The organism is Pseudomonas sp. RIT288 (genome assembly GCF_000631985.1).
Taxonomy (GTDB): domain Bacteria; phylum Pseudomonadota; class Gammaproteobacteria; order Pseudomonadales; family Pseudomonadaceae; genus Aquipseudomonas.
In genome coordinates, this window is the sequence record NZ_JFYN01000043.1 from 192,005 (window position 1) to 207,492 (window position 15,488).

Genomic DNA, 15,488 nt, shown 5'->3' on the forward strand with positions numbered 1-15,488 from the left:
TCAAGCCTGACAGCCTGCTGAGCGAGAGATTACAAATCTGTCAGATAAAACACGCCCCCTGTAGGAGCTGCGGCACGCTGCGATCTTTTGATCTTGGTTCATAAAATCAAAGTCAAAAGATCGCAGCGTGCCGCAGCTCCTACAGGAGAATGGGGGTTACCGGACTTTGAACCGACCCATGATCGCGCTCACCCGGTTGTTGGCTTCCAGCAGCTGGCGGGTGTTGAGTTCGCTGGCCTGGCCGCTGTGCACCAGTTCTTCGACCATGTGGCGGATCTGCACCATGCTGCGGTTGATCTCTTCAGTCACCGCACTTTGCTGTTCGGCAGCGGTGGCGATTTGCGTGCTGAGGCTGTTGATGTGGCTGACCGAACCGGCCATTTCATCCAGACCCGAGTTAACCCGCGCGGTGGCGTCGGCGGCGGACTGGCAACTGGCCTGAGTGTTTTCCATGGCGCTGACCGAGGAACTCACGCCTTGCGTCAGGCGGGTCAGCATCTCGTTGATTTCCGAGGTACTGGCCTGAGTGCGGGCAGCGAGGGCGCGGACTTCATCCGCTACCACGGCAAAGCCGCGACCCTGTTCACCGGCCCGGGCGGCCTCGATGGCGGCGTTAAGTGCCAGCAGGTTGGTCTGCCCGGCGATTGCGCCGATCACCCCGAGAATCTCGGTGATGCGCTGCGCGTCCTGCTGCATGTTCTCGACTTTTTTGGTGGCGCTGGCCACTTCGTCGATCAAGGCCACCACGCTGTTGGTCGCTTCACCGACCACGACCCGCGAGCGGTCGGCGTTTTCGTTGGCGCGCTGGGTGAACGCTGCGGTTTCAGCGGCATTCTGCGCAACGCTTTCGGCCGTCGAACTCATTTCGGTGATGGCGGTGACGGTCTGATCGGTTTCCGAAGCATGGCGCAGCAGAATCTGGCTGGTGTTCGCCGACGTACGCTGCAGGTCGTCCAGGCTCGAAGCCATGGCGCCGGTCGCCTGGGTGACTTCACCGATCATGTTCTGCAGATAGGCAATAAAGGTGTTGACCGAGTGACCGATGGCGCCCAGTTCGTCTTCGGCGCGGATGGTAATGCGCCGGGTCAGATCCGCATCGCCGCTGGACAGCAAGTCGATGTTGGCCTTCAGCGCTTTCATCCGCGAAACCAGTTGGCGAATCGCATAGACCTGCAACAGCACCAGCAGGATCACCAGCGGAATCTGTAACAGGCTCAGGCTGCTGAGGACGTCGTCACGCTGGGCGGTGAGCATTTTCGTTGGCAGAGCGGTGGCGAGGAACCACGGCGTGCCTTCGATCGGGCGCATGAAGAAGGTGCTGGCTTCGCCGTTGTTGTCGAACTCGACGCGTTGCGCCTGATCCCGGTTCTGCAGGCCAGCCTTGACCTGACTGGCGAAGGTCGAGCCGGCGGCCAGCTCGCTGATGTTCTTCAGCACGATCGGGCCGCTGATGCGCGAGCTGTTGCTGATGATCTTGCCGTCGGCCTCGACGATCAGCATTTCGGCGTTGAGGTCTTTTTCCTTGCGCGCCACCAGATCGTTGAAGAAACCCAGCGTTACGTCGATGGTCGACACGCCCCAGGCCGCACCGTTTTTCTGGATCGCCATCGCGCAGTTGGTGCGCGGCTCGGCACTGGCGTCGTCTTTATAGGCTGCAGCCCAGGCGCACTGGCCGCGTGGGGTCTGCATGCCGCCCTTGTACCAGCTCTGATCGTAGTAGTTGGGCGCCGCGTCACTGTTCCAGAAGGTGTTCACCGCCAGTTTGCCCGAGGCATCGCGGTGCCAGAAGGTGCTGAACTTGTTGCGCCCGGCCTCACGCTGACCCGGCAGTGGCCAGATCCCGCCACCGAAGACTTTCAGCTCGCCGTACTGATCCACCAGCCCCGGCAACACCGTGTCGATGGCCGCGCTGTCGAGCAGGGGAATGGTCTGGGTGATGCTGCGCTGCTGCGCCTGGACTTTGTTCAACTCGCCCTGGATCTGTTCGGCAACTTCGGCAATCCGGTTGAGCACCACCTGTTCTTCGGTATGCCGCAGCTTGGGCGCGACCAATTGGCTGATACCGACCACGGTCAGCACCGACAGCAGCAGGATGAACAGAACCAGAAATAACGTGTAGCGAGCCTGAATGGTGCGGAATGCGGGCATGGATACCGGTCCTTGAGCTGGGATTCTTATTGTGGGGTCGAGGGGAAAACGGCGGGGTCACACCAGCGTATCGTCGGCGAACGGGGAAGCTTTAGGTACTTTCGTGCAAGAAAGCGTCGGGCTGACAGATGGGGGGTATCGACCCCGATACAAATGAATTGAACCCCTCGTCAAGCGGCGCAAAAAAAGCATCGCCGCCATCGTCAAACTGCCATGAAACCGCGATACAGTAAGCTTCTGAGGATTTGTATCAAGAATGTACAGAAATTGTAAGCGACTGCACTAAAAGGGTTGGTGCCATTAGTTCGCCGGTAGATACTTCCCGGCATTCGAGTAGTCCAGCAAGGACATTTCATGGCTATTTCACAGGGAGTCTTCTCATGACGATCGGCATTGTCGGCGGCTGGGAGAGCAAGGCAGGGTTGCTGGTTCGTAATACGGGCGCGAAAAAGCAGGTGAGTCAAAGCGTCAAGGTGCAGCAGATGCTGACCATGGTCGGTAACGATCCGAACGCGCTGAACACCGCGGAAATGGACAAGCAGGGCCTGCGCAGGAACATCAAGGGCTTCGATCCGTCGAACACTTCGGTAAAACAACTGGGCAATCTGAGCGTTTTCCTGCGCAGCCGCGGGCTGATCTCCGAGATCACGTCGTTCACGTTGCTCAATGCCGGCGACAAGTTCGACCGGTTCGGCGTGACCAAAGACGTTGATGCCAAATTCAACGCGCTGGAGTATTTCGCGACTCAGCTCGACGCGATCCAGAACAATGGCCTCAATGGCAATGCCTACGGCAAGAACCTGATCCCTGAATTCAAAAAGGCGATCTACGTTCTGCAAAACCTGAAAACCTACGGTGAAGGCAACGCGCCGAAACCGGCGGACCAAGGCGTCAAAGCCAAGGCCTGAGCCTTGAACAACGGCCCGCCCATTCTTTGGGCGGGCCGTGTGTGTTTCTAGCACCGGTACATTTCGCCGGCCTGTCGGGCCTGGTCCTGCAAGCGTTGCATGTGCGGGCAGTGCAATGTCAGCGTCGAGGGTTGATAGCCGCGATGAAACAGCGCCAGCCAGCCTTCGCTACGCTCATCGGGGACGATCCCGGTGAAAGCGAATCCCGCATCGACAAGTTTGCCCAGTGCACCGGGAAACCCTTGGGCGAGTCTGAGCCTGACTGAAACCAGCCAGTTTGCCGGCAGTCTTTCCACTTGCCTGAGCAGGTTGTCATCGAGTTCCTTGAGCACAATGTCATAGCGCCCCGAGGTGTGTTCGACATGGACTTTCGGGCCTCTCCAGGGCGCGGCTTTGTCGGTGGTGCCAAACACCGCCTCCAGATGCGACATCAATTCGCCGCAATCCGTCGGCCAGGCCAGCGCAGGCAGCGGGCGTCGAAAGCCATCGATATTGTAATGGCCGACAACGATCGTCTCTCGGCTTCGTCCATCGAAGGGCGAAGATGTGTAATCCGGCAACAGACCGCAGCTGTGAAAGCCGAGACTGGCGGCCATACGTTGTGTATACGGATGATGCGTGACCTGCTTGATGGTGACGCCCCGGCAATCCAGGGCCTGGGCGTGAATCAGCAATTGTCGGCCCAACTGGGTGGCGATGTTTTGCCCGCGAGTGTCCGGGTGTACCACCGTCAGTGCCAGTTCTGCCAGTGAGGATCTGCCAGACTGGCGAAACAGGGTGGCATGCCCGCGAATCTGCTCGTTCAGCACCGCCACCAGCGAGTGCCAGCGTCCGTCACTGTGGTTCTGACTGATCATGCACGGCAGATACACATGCGGTTGAGGATAATGAGTGCCGTAGATTGCTTCGAACAGGTCACTGACTGCCGGTGCGTCGGTGATGCGATAACGTCGCAGGGTTGTCCTGTCCATCATGTTTGCTGCTCGCACGGGGTCTGATAGTCGCGCCGATCCACGACCGGCTGATGCTTGCCGGAACGTGGATGAGATGTCAGCTCATCGCTGGCGCAGGCGATCACATGCAGATCGAGCAACTGATCGTCATGCAGCTTCTCGATCAACGGGTATTGCTCGATCAGCGCGCTCCGCAGGCGTGCGTTCGCCTTGGCGATATCAGGCATTCGCGTGTCGGGTACCCATCTGAGGCTCAGCAGGTCTTTTTTCCCCTGCTGCTCGATGACCAATTGCCAGTCGGCGCTGGTACCGAGGCTTTGCACCAGATCGCCAATGTCACTGATGTCCAGAGTCAAAACACCCACCCGCACTCGCTGGCTGCTCATGCTGCGTCCCATCAGCGCGAATTTGCGCATGGGCGTGCCGGCCGGTTCACGCCAGCACGCCAGATCGCCGACGGGATAGCGGATGACGGGCATCAGGCGACGGGTCAGATTGGTCATGACCAGCCTGCCGTTACGGTCGCATTCTTCGATGATAGCGCCGCTCACTTCATCGATGATCTCCAGCACGCTATGGCGCTCCAGCATCCGGTGTTCGCCCAGGGCGCAATCGCGGGTGCTGACGCCGATCAGTCCGGCATCGACGCTGGCGTAACCGATGGAGGCAATACGCGCATTCGGGAGCACCCGGCGCAGCACTTGCAGCTGTGCGCCGAACAGGCTCTCGCCACCGTAGAGCAGGGTTTCGACTCCTTCCAGGATCTGCGACCGGCGCTCGAGCCAGGCGGCAAATTTCAGCAGTTGCGCCGGCACGCCAACGAGCACATTGATCCTGTTCGCAACGATCGACTCGGCCAGTACGGCGCTGTCGACGGCCCCGGTGAACGGAAACTCGCTGACGGGCGTCTCGACATGTGCCAAGGCATCGTGGACGAAAATGAAGCTGGCATACAGATCGCCGACGAAGAACAGATTGGCAACCCGGTCGCCGGGGTTCAGCTGCGCCGTGAGGTGGCTGCCGAAATCGCGCGTCAGGGTTTGCCATTCTGCGCGGGTGAACAGCGACAGTTTGCCTGAACCGGTCGTACCCCCGGTCTTGAAGACCAGCGCATCCGCCGTCGGGCCGGTCAATAGCGGCCACTGCTGGGGGGGCTGGCAGCCGCGCCAGTACTGCGTGGGGTCGATCAGGGGCAACCCGCTCAAGCCGTTGAAGGGTTCTGTGACATCTTTGAAGTGTTCACGGTAATAAGTCGAATGTCGGCGAGCAAAACCGAGCAAGGCCTGCAGATCTACGGTGGTGTTCATGGGGTTTTCTTATGGAAAGGAGCGGTGGGGCGCCAGCCGGCGCCCGTTTTCAGCGACGTGAATCAATCACTGGCGGCGTCTTGCCGCTGTGTCTGTTTCGGGCAAATTGCTCAATGGCACATTGCTCGACGTCCACGGTGAGCAGTCCGGTCTGCACCAGCGTGGTCAGCGTCTGATAGCCCTGTAGCCGAAGACTGGCCTGAGCCGGTTCCAGAGGGCTGCGCAGTAGCATGCGTTCCAGGCCGTCAGGGCCGTGGTCGAGGACCAGTTGAAACGGTACTTGCAGGAGCTGCTCCAGCGTTGCCAGCGAAATGAAATCGGTGCCGATGCGCAGCAGCTTGCCGTGCCGTTGCAACAGTTCGAAGCGCGGTGAGGTCAGACCGCAGGCACATGGGCCGGGTAGCCAGCGTCCGCTGTCACCGACGTCATAGCGCTGCACGGACTGGCCCTGACGCGCCCGGGAGGTCACCAGCAGACGACCGGACTCACCGTGATTGACTGGCGTGTCATGATCGAAGTCGACGATTTCCAGGTGCTGGATGTCGCTCATCAGGTGGAATACACCGTCTGCCGTGGCCTGGCAGGCATGGCCCAGGGGGCCGGCATCGACACTGCCGTAAATCGCCGACCGGATCAGCCTGACACCGCAACTTTGCAACAACTCGCGGGTGGGCTCGCTCACATGCTCGCCACCGAGAAAAACCTTGTCGATGGCGCCGTAGCGCTGCAGCGTCTGCTGTTCGTTCAGAAACAGCCGGTGCACGGTGCTGGGCATGCCGATCAGCACGGTGATCCGTTGTTGCACGATCAGTTGCGCGATCTCGCGATAATCGTCATCCGCCGGAGCGCCCATCGGCCAGTGTCGGGCCTCCAGTTGTTCCAGCACCTTGGCAAAACTCGAAAACCCGCCGTACAGCCCACCGCTGAAGAACAGGTTCATGACTTTGTCTCGCGCCGGATCCAGGCCGGCCGCCAGCAGGCCGTCGGCGGTCGCACGCATCTGGCGCTGGAAATCGTGGTAACTGAAACCGGAAAGTGTGGGCGTGCCGCTGCTGCCACCGGAACGAAAGTACAGTTGCGCCCTGGCGTTCGGTGGCTGACTGATAAACGTCGCCTTGTCCATGATCGGCACCCCCGCCAGCGCGGGTGGAGGAGGCTGGCGGTCAAGGGTGGCGTGACTCGCCAGCGAGTCCGGCGTCAGGGCGACCGACACGCGGCGGCTCAGGCGCTGCAGGGCATAGACACCGTCATGGGGTTCGCCGTCGTAGCCGTCATGGATGGCTCCGATCGGGGCGATGCGGGTCACACCGGCGGCGATCAGCGACTGCGCCAGTTCGCCGATCTGCGCCTCATGACAGAGCAAGGCACAGCTCTGCAGCACGTTGCGCCACGGCAACAGCGTAGCGCCGAGCTGTTCGCGGGGCAGGGGTTTGAGCAGCAGGCTGCGAAACAGCGCAGAAGGTTCGAGCTGACGGTCATGGCTCCAGATCACCCGCCAGTGCGGCGTACTCCAGACCCGACCGGCCTGTCCGGCAAAACTCTGGGCCAGCCGTGCCATTGCCGTACCGGTGGTGATTTGCGAGGCCTCTTCAAGCGTCGGGGTAAGGGCCGGCCATTGCCCGGCGCGACGCTCGAACGCGGCGGCCAGTTCGGTACCGATGTCGTTCAGAACGGCCTCGTCGTCACTGTCCACCAGCAGCCATTGCGGGCTGGAGCAGGCTTGCTGATCGAGGCGGCAGACTTCATCCACCAGCGCATCCAGGACTGCCGGTGACGCTGCGTCCGGGGTCAGATAAGCGAAGCTGATGCGGTGCCCCCAGTCGATCCAGCGGCATCCCGGCGGAATCTGCAGCCGAATGGCTTGCAGGGCTGTTTCGCCACCCCAGGCGGAGACACCGTTGGCGTGTCTGCACAGCTGAGCGATTTGCCCGGTCGTTGTCGGCAGTACCGCGACGTAACCTCCGAGTTGCCCGCTCGAGTCACACTCCAGCAACACCTGCAGCAGGCGCGCAGTGAATCCGTCGTCGCTGCTGCTGGGGCGCAGCCAGTTGACGTTGCCGCTCAACAAACCCTCCAGTACCGCACAGAATGCCAGCAGCGGTGCGTTGGCCGGGGTGACATGAACCACCAGACCCAGGGGGCTCCAGCGCTCGAAACGCGACTGCCGATAGTCGATGCGCCGCAGTGAATCGGGTTGCAGGCCCAGCTCACGATCAAGCTTTGCCTGCAGCGTGGCAGGCTGGCAGAAGTCGATCAGGGCCTGGCGCTGATCGGTGTCGAGTGCCAGCTCCAGAGGCTGATGCTGCAGGCGTTCGGCGAATGCCTGCGCAGCGGTTAGCAATGTGGAGGTCTCAAGGGGTGTCTGCAGCTGATGTGGCAGTTGCAGATAAAGTTGTTGCAACGCACTGTCGAGATCGCAGTCGGCGTGCAGTTTTCCATTGATCAAATACATATCAGTGTCTCCCCAGCAATTCGGAAGCCGCCATGGCACAGCTCCTCGCGGCTGCAGTGCCGGCGCGGCCATGCAGTTGGAACCAGTCGCTCGTCAGCCCACAGCCGCAACTCGCAGCGGGATACAGCGTGGCGAGGTCACTCATGACCACCGCATGGGCGGGACTTGATGAAATGTATGGGGAGACCAGGCTGAGCAGGCCGCACTGCCCATAGGGCAGGACCGAAAAGTCCACGGGGCTGCGCACGTACACTTTCGAATAGACCGGCACATGAAAATGGTGGTGGGCACACTCGATGTAAGGCACCGCGTGCTCGACGGCGCCGTAGCCATCGCGACAGTCTTTGGTATCGATGCCCAACTGCTGCTGGATCCGTGCGTACAGCTGTTGTTTCGGGACTTCTTCGGCGGCACGGGTTTTCCAGCCACCGCCAAAAAACGCCAACGATCCCGCCGGCAGTTGCAGATCCGTCACGCCGGTGGCGCGCATGCGTTGCAGGGTTTCCCAGAGAAAGGCCGGGAAACCGAAGATGCGCACCGGTAGACCTTCTTCGGCAAAGGCTTGCAGAGCTGCTATCACGCCGAACAGATCGAACCGATGACTGTCGCCGTCAGCCCGCAGCGCATACACCACCCGATTGACCGGGGCAAAGCCACACAGGAACTGATCGGTGAACGATGTGCCCAGGGTGATCCGCGTCTGGGGTTCGTAACTCAGCAACAGGTAATTGCAGGGCGTATGCGGTGTGATCCAGCCGTACTGCGCGAATATCCGCTCGACCATGTACTGCGCTGCGCCGAGGCTGCGCGCGTCATAACGCATGCGGCTTTTCTGCCCGCTGGTGCCGGAGGACGTCAGTTCCAGCGCGTCCTCGCCAGTGGGGCTGAGCAGCAAATGCTGTTTGAAGAAGTTGGCAAAAATCGGTGGCAGGTGCGACCAGTCATCAAAGGTTTCGAGGTCTTTGGCTTCGACACCATTGGCGTTCAGCCAATGCTCATAACCCGGGGTCTGTTCGATGTGAAAACGAGTGATTTCGACCATGGCCCGATCAAACAGACCGGGCGCCACCGAGCCCGGGCAGTAGGCAGCGGTTGACGCACAGAGTGCGTCGCTGTGAGGGAAAGAGTGCATTAGCGGTCATCCTTTGGTGTAGCCGGTGGAAGGGTGGGTTGCACGGACTGCTGCAGAAAACGCTGGATGAGAGGCAGGCACAGCAAGCCTCCAAGTGCCGCCCACAGGGCGAAACTCTCGAGACTTTCGGCGCCCCCGACGGCTGCTATCAGCGAACCGCCTGCGCCCATCACGACAATCGAGAGCATGCCGATGGTTGCGGAAACCAGGCCCTTGCTGTCATCGCTGGCGAACAGTGCCAGCCGGTACAGCGCCGCGTTGCTCATGCCCAGCCCAATGGCATACAGCGACAGGCTGGCAATCAGCAGCGGCAGCGCAGCGCTCGACAGGGCTGTGCCGATCAATGCGATCAAGCCCAGGCACAATGGCCACAGCGCAACGCGAATGACCCGGGGCAGCGAGTGGCTGACGAGCAGGCGATCAAGGATCAGATTGCCGGCAATCACGGCGCAGAAGACCGGGATCTGCCACAGCCCGTATTCGCGCGAGGACAGGCCCAGCAACTGCATCAGCAGCAGCGGCGACAGTCCGATCCAGGCGATCAGTGGCAGGCTCATCAAACCCAGTGCGAGGCTGGCGTACAGAAAGTTGCGGTTGCCGAGCAAAGTCAGATAGCGCTGTCCAATCTGCCGTCCGTTGAACGCCACCGGCGCCTGTTGCTGGCCGTCGTTGCGCATGACGCCGATGGTCTCGGGCATGCAGATATACAGGCCCAGCCAGGCAACAACCGCCGCCAGACCCAGGCCGAGAAACAGTGTTCGCCAGCTCAGCCATTCAAGCAGCAGGCTGCCGAGCAATGGCCCGAGCAACGGCGAGAGCAATGCCACATTGCCCAGCAGCGCCATCAGGCGCACGGCATCCGCTTCACGGAAAACTTCCTGCAGGGCCGGATAACTGACGGCCACGACGAAGCCCAGCCCCATCCCCTGTATCAGCCGCAACAGGTTGAATGCTTCGATACTGCTGGTGATGAAGGTTGCGGCACAGGCCGCACCGAACAGCAGGCATCCGCTCAACAGCAGACGCCGCCGGCCAAAGCGGTCGGAGAGTGGGCCAATCAGCCACTGCAGGCAGACTCCACCGATCAGGTACAGATTGAATGCATAAGGAACATGCCGCGCGTCCGCTTCGAACTCGGAGGTAACGGTCAGCATTGCCGGCATGATCAGGTCGCTGGCCATGTAGGTCAGCAGTTCAAACAGGGTTAAGGCCAGACAGAAGCCAAGGGCTTGTCCGGGGTTGATATCGATAAGTGTTCTTTGCATGCGCGGGTGAGCTCGTGGTTCGGCATCAGGGGCGCAGAGAGTAGGGGGGTGGAGAGGGAGATTTACACCAGCCAGGTATGACGAGAAATATCAAAAATGCACAAAACGTTGCGGCGCGAAAGAGTCCTACAAAAGCTTGATCAGTGTCCTACGTGCGCAGGTCAGATTACAGACAGAAAGCGCCTACTTTTCAGTAGGCGCGGTCGTTGTGGGAACACGATTTGTAACGTTTACCCAGTGGAGTCATCCCCTATCGATGTTGGTAATAACCGGGGCCTTCCTGATAACGATGGTGGCCGTCATGCCAGCCGCCGTGGGGGAAAATGATGCAGCCGTTCAAGGTCAGTACGGCAAGGACGGGAATCAGCCAGGTGATTCGACGGAACATTTCAAGGATCCTCATGGTTACGCCGGCATGAAGCCAAAACTCTTCATCGGCTGTAACATGAGACCGCGTTCAGCCAGGCTCATCCCCGCAACACGGTATGTGCATGGCATGCAATCGGATACAAACCGGATACATTTGAAAGTTTCAGGAACCTGTCAATGACCCAGAAGCAACGTTTGAAATACTCGATTCTGATCGCCTTGTCGGTGCTGGCGATCATGCTCGGCCTGTCCTGGCTGCAAAACGCCGGGATGATCAGTCAGAAGATGTTCCAGTACATCGCCATCGGTGTGGCGGTGGTCGTGGTGGTGATCAACGGGGTGATGCGCCGCAAGGTCAAACCCTGACGGCGATCGCGGGACGCTTCAATCGTGATTGAGCACGGCAGCAGCCTGTGGATGCAGGCTGTAACTCTTGTCCGGATTGAAGGTGACCACACCTTCGGCACACAGACGCTTCAACACTTCGCGCACGCTGAGAAAGGACAATGGAATATCCAGGTCCAGCAACTGGCTGTGCACACCGCGCACGCCCAGGCGTCGATCGCTTTGCGCAGCGACCAGCAGGGCGTCGATGACTTTCAGGCGAATCAGGCTGGTGCGCAGGCCGAAGCTTTTCAGCAGCAGGCGAATGCGCTCATTACCCAGGCGTTCTGGGCTGGGGGCGAAACTGCTCGCGCGGGAACTCATGGCAGCTCCTTGTGACGCCTGGCTACCGTCCGTTGGTAGTTGCGAGTTGTACATGGGGTTACTCCTTTCTAGAGCCCGATCAGGAAACGTTTTGACTGCTCTCAGTAAACAAGACGTTTCAGCACGACAAATCATGAAAGGAAATATGTAGAAATTTTGTCGCTTATTCGTTGTTTTCCCGTCATCGCCGGTTTGCACCTTGAGTTAACGGGCTAAATATTTTTTTGCCGCATTCGTTTCCTGAACAGCCACCTTGCGCCCAGGCGCAGGCGTCAACTTCAGACCGAGTTCGAAGCTTGCGCAAAGCATGCGTCGATCCGTGTCCTATCTATCGATCAGGAGCGAGTGTGATTATTTCCAGGCAGTTAACCGGGCTGGCCCTCGCCAGCGCGTTTCTCGGGCTCAGTCTGTCGGCCCATGCGTTCAGTCCCGCCACCCAGGCCAGTGCCGATATCCGCCGTACCGCGTTTGGCGTTCCGCACATCCGCGCCGAGAACGAGCGCGGCCTGGGTTTCGGCATCGGTTACGCCTTCGCGCAGGACAACCTGTGTCTGCTGGCCAACGAGATCGTCACGGTCAATGGCCAGCGCTCGCGCTATTTCGGGCCGGAGCAGTTCACCGTCGAGCAACGCGAGAATCGCGTCAGCGACCTGTTCTTTACTTGGCTCAATACGCCTGCCGCAGTGAAAGCCTTCTGGGACGCGCAACCTGCGCAGGTGCACGATCTGGTGGAAGGTTATGCCGCGGGCTACAACCGCTATCTCGCCGAGCGCCGCCAGCAGGGGCTGCCGCAACAGTGTCAGGGGGAGTGGGTGCGTGATATCGCCGCCGAGGATCTGGTTAAGCTCACTCGGCGCTTGCTGGTTGAGGGCGGGGTCGGACAGTTCGCCGAAGCCCTGGCAGGCGCGACGCCGCCGCAGGCCACGGCGCAGCTCGGCAGCAATGCGCAGGCCTATCAGTTGGCGGACGCGCGCCTGCAGCGCTTCGCCCTGGATCGCGGCAGCAACGCCGTGGCGGTCGGCAGCGAACGCTCGTTCAACGGACGCGGCATGTTGCTGGCCAATCCGCATTTCCCGTGGGTCGGCGGCATGCGCTTTTACCAGATGCACCTGACCATTCCGGGCAAGCTCGACGTCATGGGCGCAGCCTTGCCGGGGCTGCCGATGATCAACATCGGTTTCAACCAGCATCTGGCCTGGACCCACACCGTGGATTCATCCAAACACTTCACCCTGTATCGCCTGCAACTCGATCCGAAAGACCCGACCCGCTACCTGCTCGACGGCAAATCGCTGCCGCTGAACAAGCAGACGGTCACGGTGCAGGTCAAACAGGCGGACGGTCAGGTGGTGCCGGTTTCGCGTGATGTCTACAGCTCGCAGTTCGGCCCGATCGTACAGTGGCCGGGCAAACTCGACTGGGATCATCAGTACGCCTACAGTCTGCGCGACGCCAACCTGGACAATGACCGCGTGCTGACGCAGTGGTACGCGATGAACCAGGCGTCGAGCCTCAAGGATCTGCAGGATTCGGTGCACAAGCTTCAGGGCATTCCGTGGGTCAACACCCTGGCCGTGGATGACAAGGGGCAGACGCTGTACATGAACCTGTCGGTGGTGCCGAACGTCAGCGCCGACAAACTGGCCAAGTGCAGCGACCCGCGCATCGGCTTGCAGATGATCGTGCTGGACGGTTCCAACAGCGCTTGCGCCTGGGATATCGATCCGCAAGCTGCGCAGAAGGGCATCTATGCCGCCAGCCAGCTGCCGCAATTGTTGCGCAAGGACTTTGTCCAGCATTCCAACGACTCCGCGTGGCTGGCGAACCCGGCACAACCGCTGACCGGGTTCTCGCCGCTGATCAGTCAGGACGGTCAACCGCTGGGCCTGCGTGCGCGATTTGCGCTTGAGCGTCTGAATTCACTCGGCAAAAAAGGCCCGCTGGCGGTCAAGGATCTGCAACAGATGGTGATGGACGACAACGTCTATCTGGCGACTCAGGTGCTGCCGGATCTGTTGAAGTTTTGCGCTGCGGATCTGGGGGCGGACGCGGCCGCGTTGAAGCCGGTTTGCGCGAGTCTCAAGGGGTGGGACGGCCGGGCGAATCTGGATTCGGGCATTGGCCTGGTGCACTTCCAGAACATCATGCAAGTGCTGCAAGCGTCGCCGGATGTCTGGCGTGTGCCGTTCGATCCAAAAGACCCGCAACATACGCCACGCGGGTTGGCGATCGAGCAACCGGCGGTGAGCAAGGCACTGCGTGAAGCGCTGCTGGCGTCGGCCGCCACCGCGCAGAAAATGGGGCTCAAGCCTGAAACCCGCTGGGGCGATATTCAGGTGGTGAGCAGCGGCGCTCAACAAACTGCAATCCACGGCGGGCCGGGAACGCTGGGGATCTACAACGCGATCCAGAGTGTGCCGCGTGAAGACGGCAAACTCGAAGTGGTCAGCGGCACCAGCTATCTGCAGGTGGTGACCTTCGACGACAAGGGCCCGCACGCTCAAGGGCTGCTGGCGTTCTCGCTGTCCAGTGACCCGGCGTCGAAATACTCCCGCGATCAGACCGAGGCGTTTTCGAAAAAGCAGTGGAGTGTGCTGCCGTTCACTGAGCAGCAGATCACGGCCGATCCGCAGTATCAGCTGCAGACCGTTCGCGAGGTGGCGGGCAAGAGCACCGAGGTGGTTGCGCAGTAAATCAGCCTGAATGAAAAAGCCGCTGCTCCCAGGGATGGGGCAGCGGCTTTTTTATTGCCCTGAGTCAGTCATGGCAAATGGTGCTCGGTTTCAAGTCTTCGGTGGCTGCCGCGGTATCGAATTGATCACCGGATCACCCTCGTTATTGCGCGTCAGGTAGACCGGCAGCACCTTGGGCAAGGTGTTGACGAGGCCGCCGAGTTCTTTGACGTTGTAGACGCCGCCGACGCGGATCGCGCCGGTGTTGGCGTCGGCCAGTTTCAGCGGTTTGCTCAGGTAGCGATTGATCAGCGGCAAGGCTTCGTTGAGTGCCAGGTTGTCGAGCACCAGTTTGCCGTTGCGCCAGGCCAGGGCGTTGTCGTTGGCGTAGGTCTGGCTGATCTGTGGCGTGTAGTCGCCATGCCGGTACTGTGCCTGCATGGCCGGCCCCAGGCGCAGACCGTCGCCGGGCAGGGCGGCGTTGCTGGTTACCAGCACCGAGCCTTCGATCAGGTTGACCCGCACCTGATCTTCGTAGAGCCAGACATTGAAGCGGGTGCCGGTCACGCGGATCTTGCCTTCGCCGGCCCTGACCACGAACGGGTGGGAGAGGTCGTGGCTGACTTCAAAAAACGCCTCGCCTTTTTCCAGGGTGACTCGGCGTTCGTCCTTGTAATTGCTGAAGGTCAGCTCGGTATTGAGGTTGAGCTCGACCTGACTGCCGTCCTTCAAGGTGACCTGGCGGACAGTGTCGGTGGCTGCGAAATGCTGGTAGCTATTGGGCAACCAGCCCAGGTTCCAGCCGCTGTAGGCCGCCAGTGGCAAGGCCAGCGCGCAGACGCTTGCGGCGATTGCATAGCGACGCCAGGCAGGCAGCGTTTTATTCAGCGGCACACTCGGCGGCGTCTGCGGACGCGGCAGATGTTCGGCAACGTCCCAGATTTCGAGCATGGCCTCATATTCGAACGCATGCAGCGGATGCGCATCGTGCCATTGCTCGAAAGCCAGACGCTCCTCGGCGGAGCAGTCGACAGCGTGCAGACGCATGCACCAGTGCGCGGCGGCATCGGTGATCGCATCGTATTCGGCTTCCGAGAGGGATTCTTGGGTCATTGACTCGTCCTGATTTGCTGCATTCTAACCTTGCGGGCGTTGCGCCGAGAATATCCGTCATGGCAATTGCCCATCAAAGTGGAACTTATTTTTCCGTCAGACGCCAAAAAGCAGGACATCCGAGGAACATCATCCACAAATGGAGTGAAAAAATGATCAAAAAAACCTTAGCCGCTGCAATCGCCACCGCCGCTCTGTTCAGTGCCGGTGCCGCCATGGCCGATCGTCCCGGTGCAGGCTGGGTCACCATCGAAAAGGCTATCGAGATCGTGAAAACCAAGGCCGGTTACGTCGAAGTCTATGAAATCGAGGCCGACAATGACGGCTACTGGAAAGGCGAGGGCCGCAAGGCCGACGGTTCGGTGTATGAATTCCGTATCGATGGCGCCTCGGGCAATGTATTGCGTGACCAGAAAGACTGAGTTCACCTGGCGATAAACCATGCGCAGGCCAACCGCCTG

13 protein-coding genes are annotated in these 15,488 nt (G+C 60.4%); 4 read left to right on the forward strand and 9 right to left on the reverse strand.

Features of this window, described 5'->3' with window-relative positions:
- Positions 1-156: 156 nt before the first annotated feature.
- On the reverse strand, positions 157-2,148 hold the full coding sequence (locus BW33_RS26190) for a methyl-accepting chemotaxis protein (protein WP_047602253.1): 1,992 nt from the start codon (positions 2,146-2,148) through the stop codon (positions 157-159).
- 380 nt (positions 2,149-2,528) lie between these two features.
- On the opposite strand from BW33_RS26190, the gene BW33_RS26195 reads away from it, so the two are divergent.
- Positions 2,529-3,056: a hypothetical protein gene (locus tag BW33_RS26195; RefSeq protein WP_047602254.1), complete on the forward strand. Its 528-nt coding sequence runs from the start codon at positions 2,529-2,531 to the stop codon at positions 3,054-3,056.
- A 47-nt stretch (positions 3,057-3,103) separates the two neighbouring features.
- Here BW33_RS26195 and BW33_RS26200 read toward each other — a convergent pair whose 3' ends face one another.
- From BW33_RS26200 to BW33_RS30065, 6 genes are all read right to left on the reverse strand, one after another.
- Positions 3,104-4,027: a GNAT family N-acetyltransferase gene (locus BW33_RS26200; protein WP_047602444.1), complete on the reverse strand. Its 924-nt coding sequence runs from the start codon at positions 4,025-4,027 to the stop codon at positions 3,104-3,106.
- Positions 4,027-5,316, reverse strand: coding sequence for a phenylacetate--CoA ligase family protein (locus BW33_RS26205; protein ID WP_047602255.1), 1,290 nt, complete (start codon positions 5,314-5,316; stop codon positions 4,027-4,029). The genes BW33_RS26200 and BW33_RS26205 overlap by 1 nt, the downstream gene beginning before the upstream one ends.
- Before the next feature lie 49 nt (positions 5,317-5,365).
- Positions 5,366-7,768, reverse strand: a complete 2,403-nt coding sequence (locus tag BW33_RS26210) for an acyl-CoA reductase (protein WP_047602256.1) — start codon at positions 7,766-7,768, stop codon at positions 5,366-5,368.
- A gap of 1 nt (position 7,769) precedes the next feature.
- Positions 7,770-8,900 (reverse strand): LuxE/PaaK family acyltransferase, encoded by a 1,131-nt coding sequence (locus BW33_RS26215; RefSeq protein ID WP_047602257.1) that lies wholly within the window; start codon positions 8,898-8,900, stop codon positions 7,770-7,772.
- Complete coding sequence (locus tag BW33_RS26220; protein WP_047602258.1) at positions 8,900-10,165, reverse strand: MdfA family multidrug efflux MFS transporter; 1,266 nt, start codon at positions 10,163-10,165, stop codon at positions 8,900-8,902. The genes BW33_RS26215 and BW33_RS26220 overlap by 1 nt, the downstream gene beginning before the upstream one ends.
- 250 nt (positions 10,166-10,415) lie before the next feature.
- Positions 10,416-10,553 (reverse strand): hypothetical protein, encoded by a 138-nt coding sequence (locus BW33_RS30065; protein WP_177327530.1) that lies wholly within the window; start codon positions 10,551-10,553, stop codon positions 10,416-10,418.
- 158 nt (positions 10,554-10,711) lie between these two features.
- Between BW33_RS30065 and BW33_RS26225 the strand changes: the two genes are divergently transcribed.
- Positions 10,712-10,900 (forward strand): hypothetical protein, encoded by a 189-nt coding sequence (locus BW33_RS26225; protein WP_047602259.1) that lies wholly within the window; start codon positions 10,712-10,714, stop codon positions 10,898-10,900.
- A gap of 18 nt (positions 10,901-10,918) precedes the next feature.
- On the opposite strand, the gene BW33_RS26230 is transcribed toward BW33_RS26225, so the two are convergent.
- Complete coding sequence (locus BW33_RS26230; protein ID WP_045122207.1) at positions 10,919-11,296, reverse strand: fe2+ zn2+ uptake regulation protein; 378 nt, start codon at positions 11,294-11,296, stop codon at positions 10,919-10,921.
- A 293-nt stretch (positions 11,297-11,589) separates the two neighbouring features.
- Here BW33_RS26230 and pvdQ point away from each other — a divergent pair, with 293 nt between their 5' ends.
- A complete protein-coding gene (gene pvdQ / locus BW33_RS26235; RefSeq protein ID WP_047602260.1) occupies positions 11,590-13,935 on the forward strand; it encodes a bifunctional acylase PvdQ in 2,346 nt (781 codons plus the stop codon).
- Between the two features lie 90 nt (positions 13,936-14,025).
- Here the strand turns inward: pvdQ and BW33_RS26240 are convergent, their stop codons facing one another.
- Positions 14,026-15,027, reverse strand: a complete 1,002-nt coding sequence (locus BW33_RS26240; protein ID WP_047602261.1) for a FecR family protein — start codon at positions 15,025-15,027, stop codon at positions 14,026-14,028.
- Between the two features lie 152 nt (positions 15,028-15,179).
- On the opposite strand from BW33_RS26240, the gene BW33_RS26245 reads away from it, so the two are divergent.
- Complete coding sequence (locus BW33_RS26245; protein WP_007961867.1) at positions 15,180-15,449, forward strand: PepSY domain-containing protein; 270 nt, start codon at positions 15,180-15,182, stop codon at positions 15,447-15,449.
- Positions 15,450-15,488: the final 39 nt, after the last annotated feature.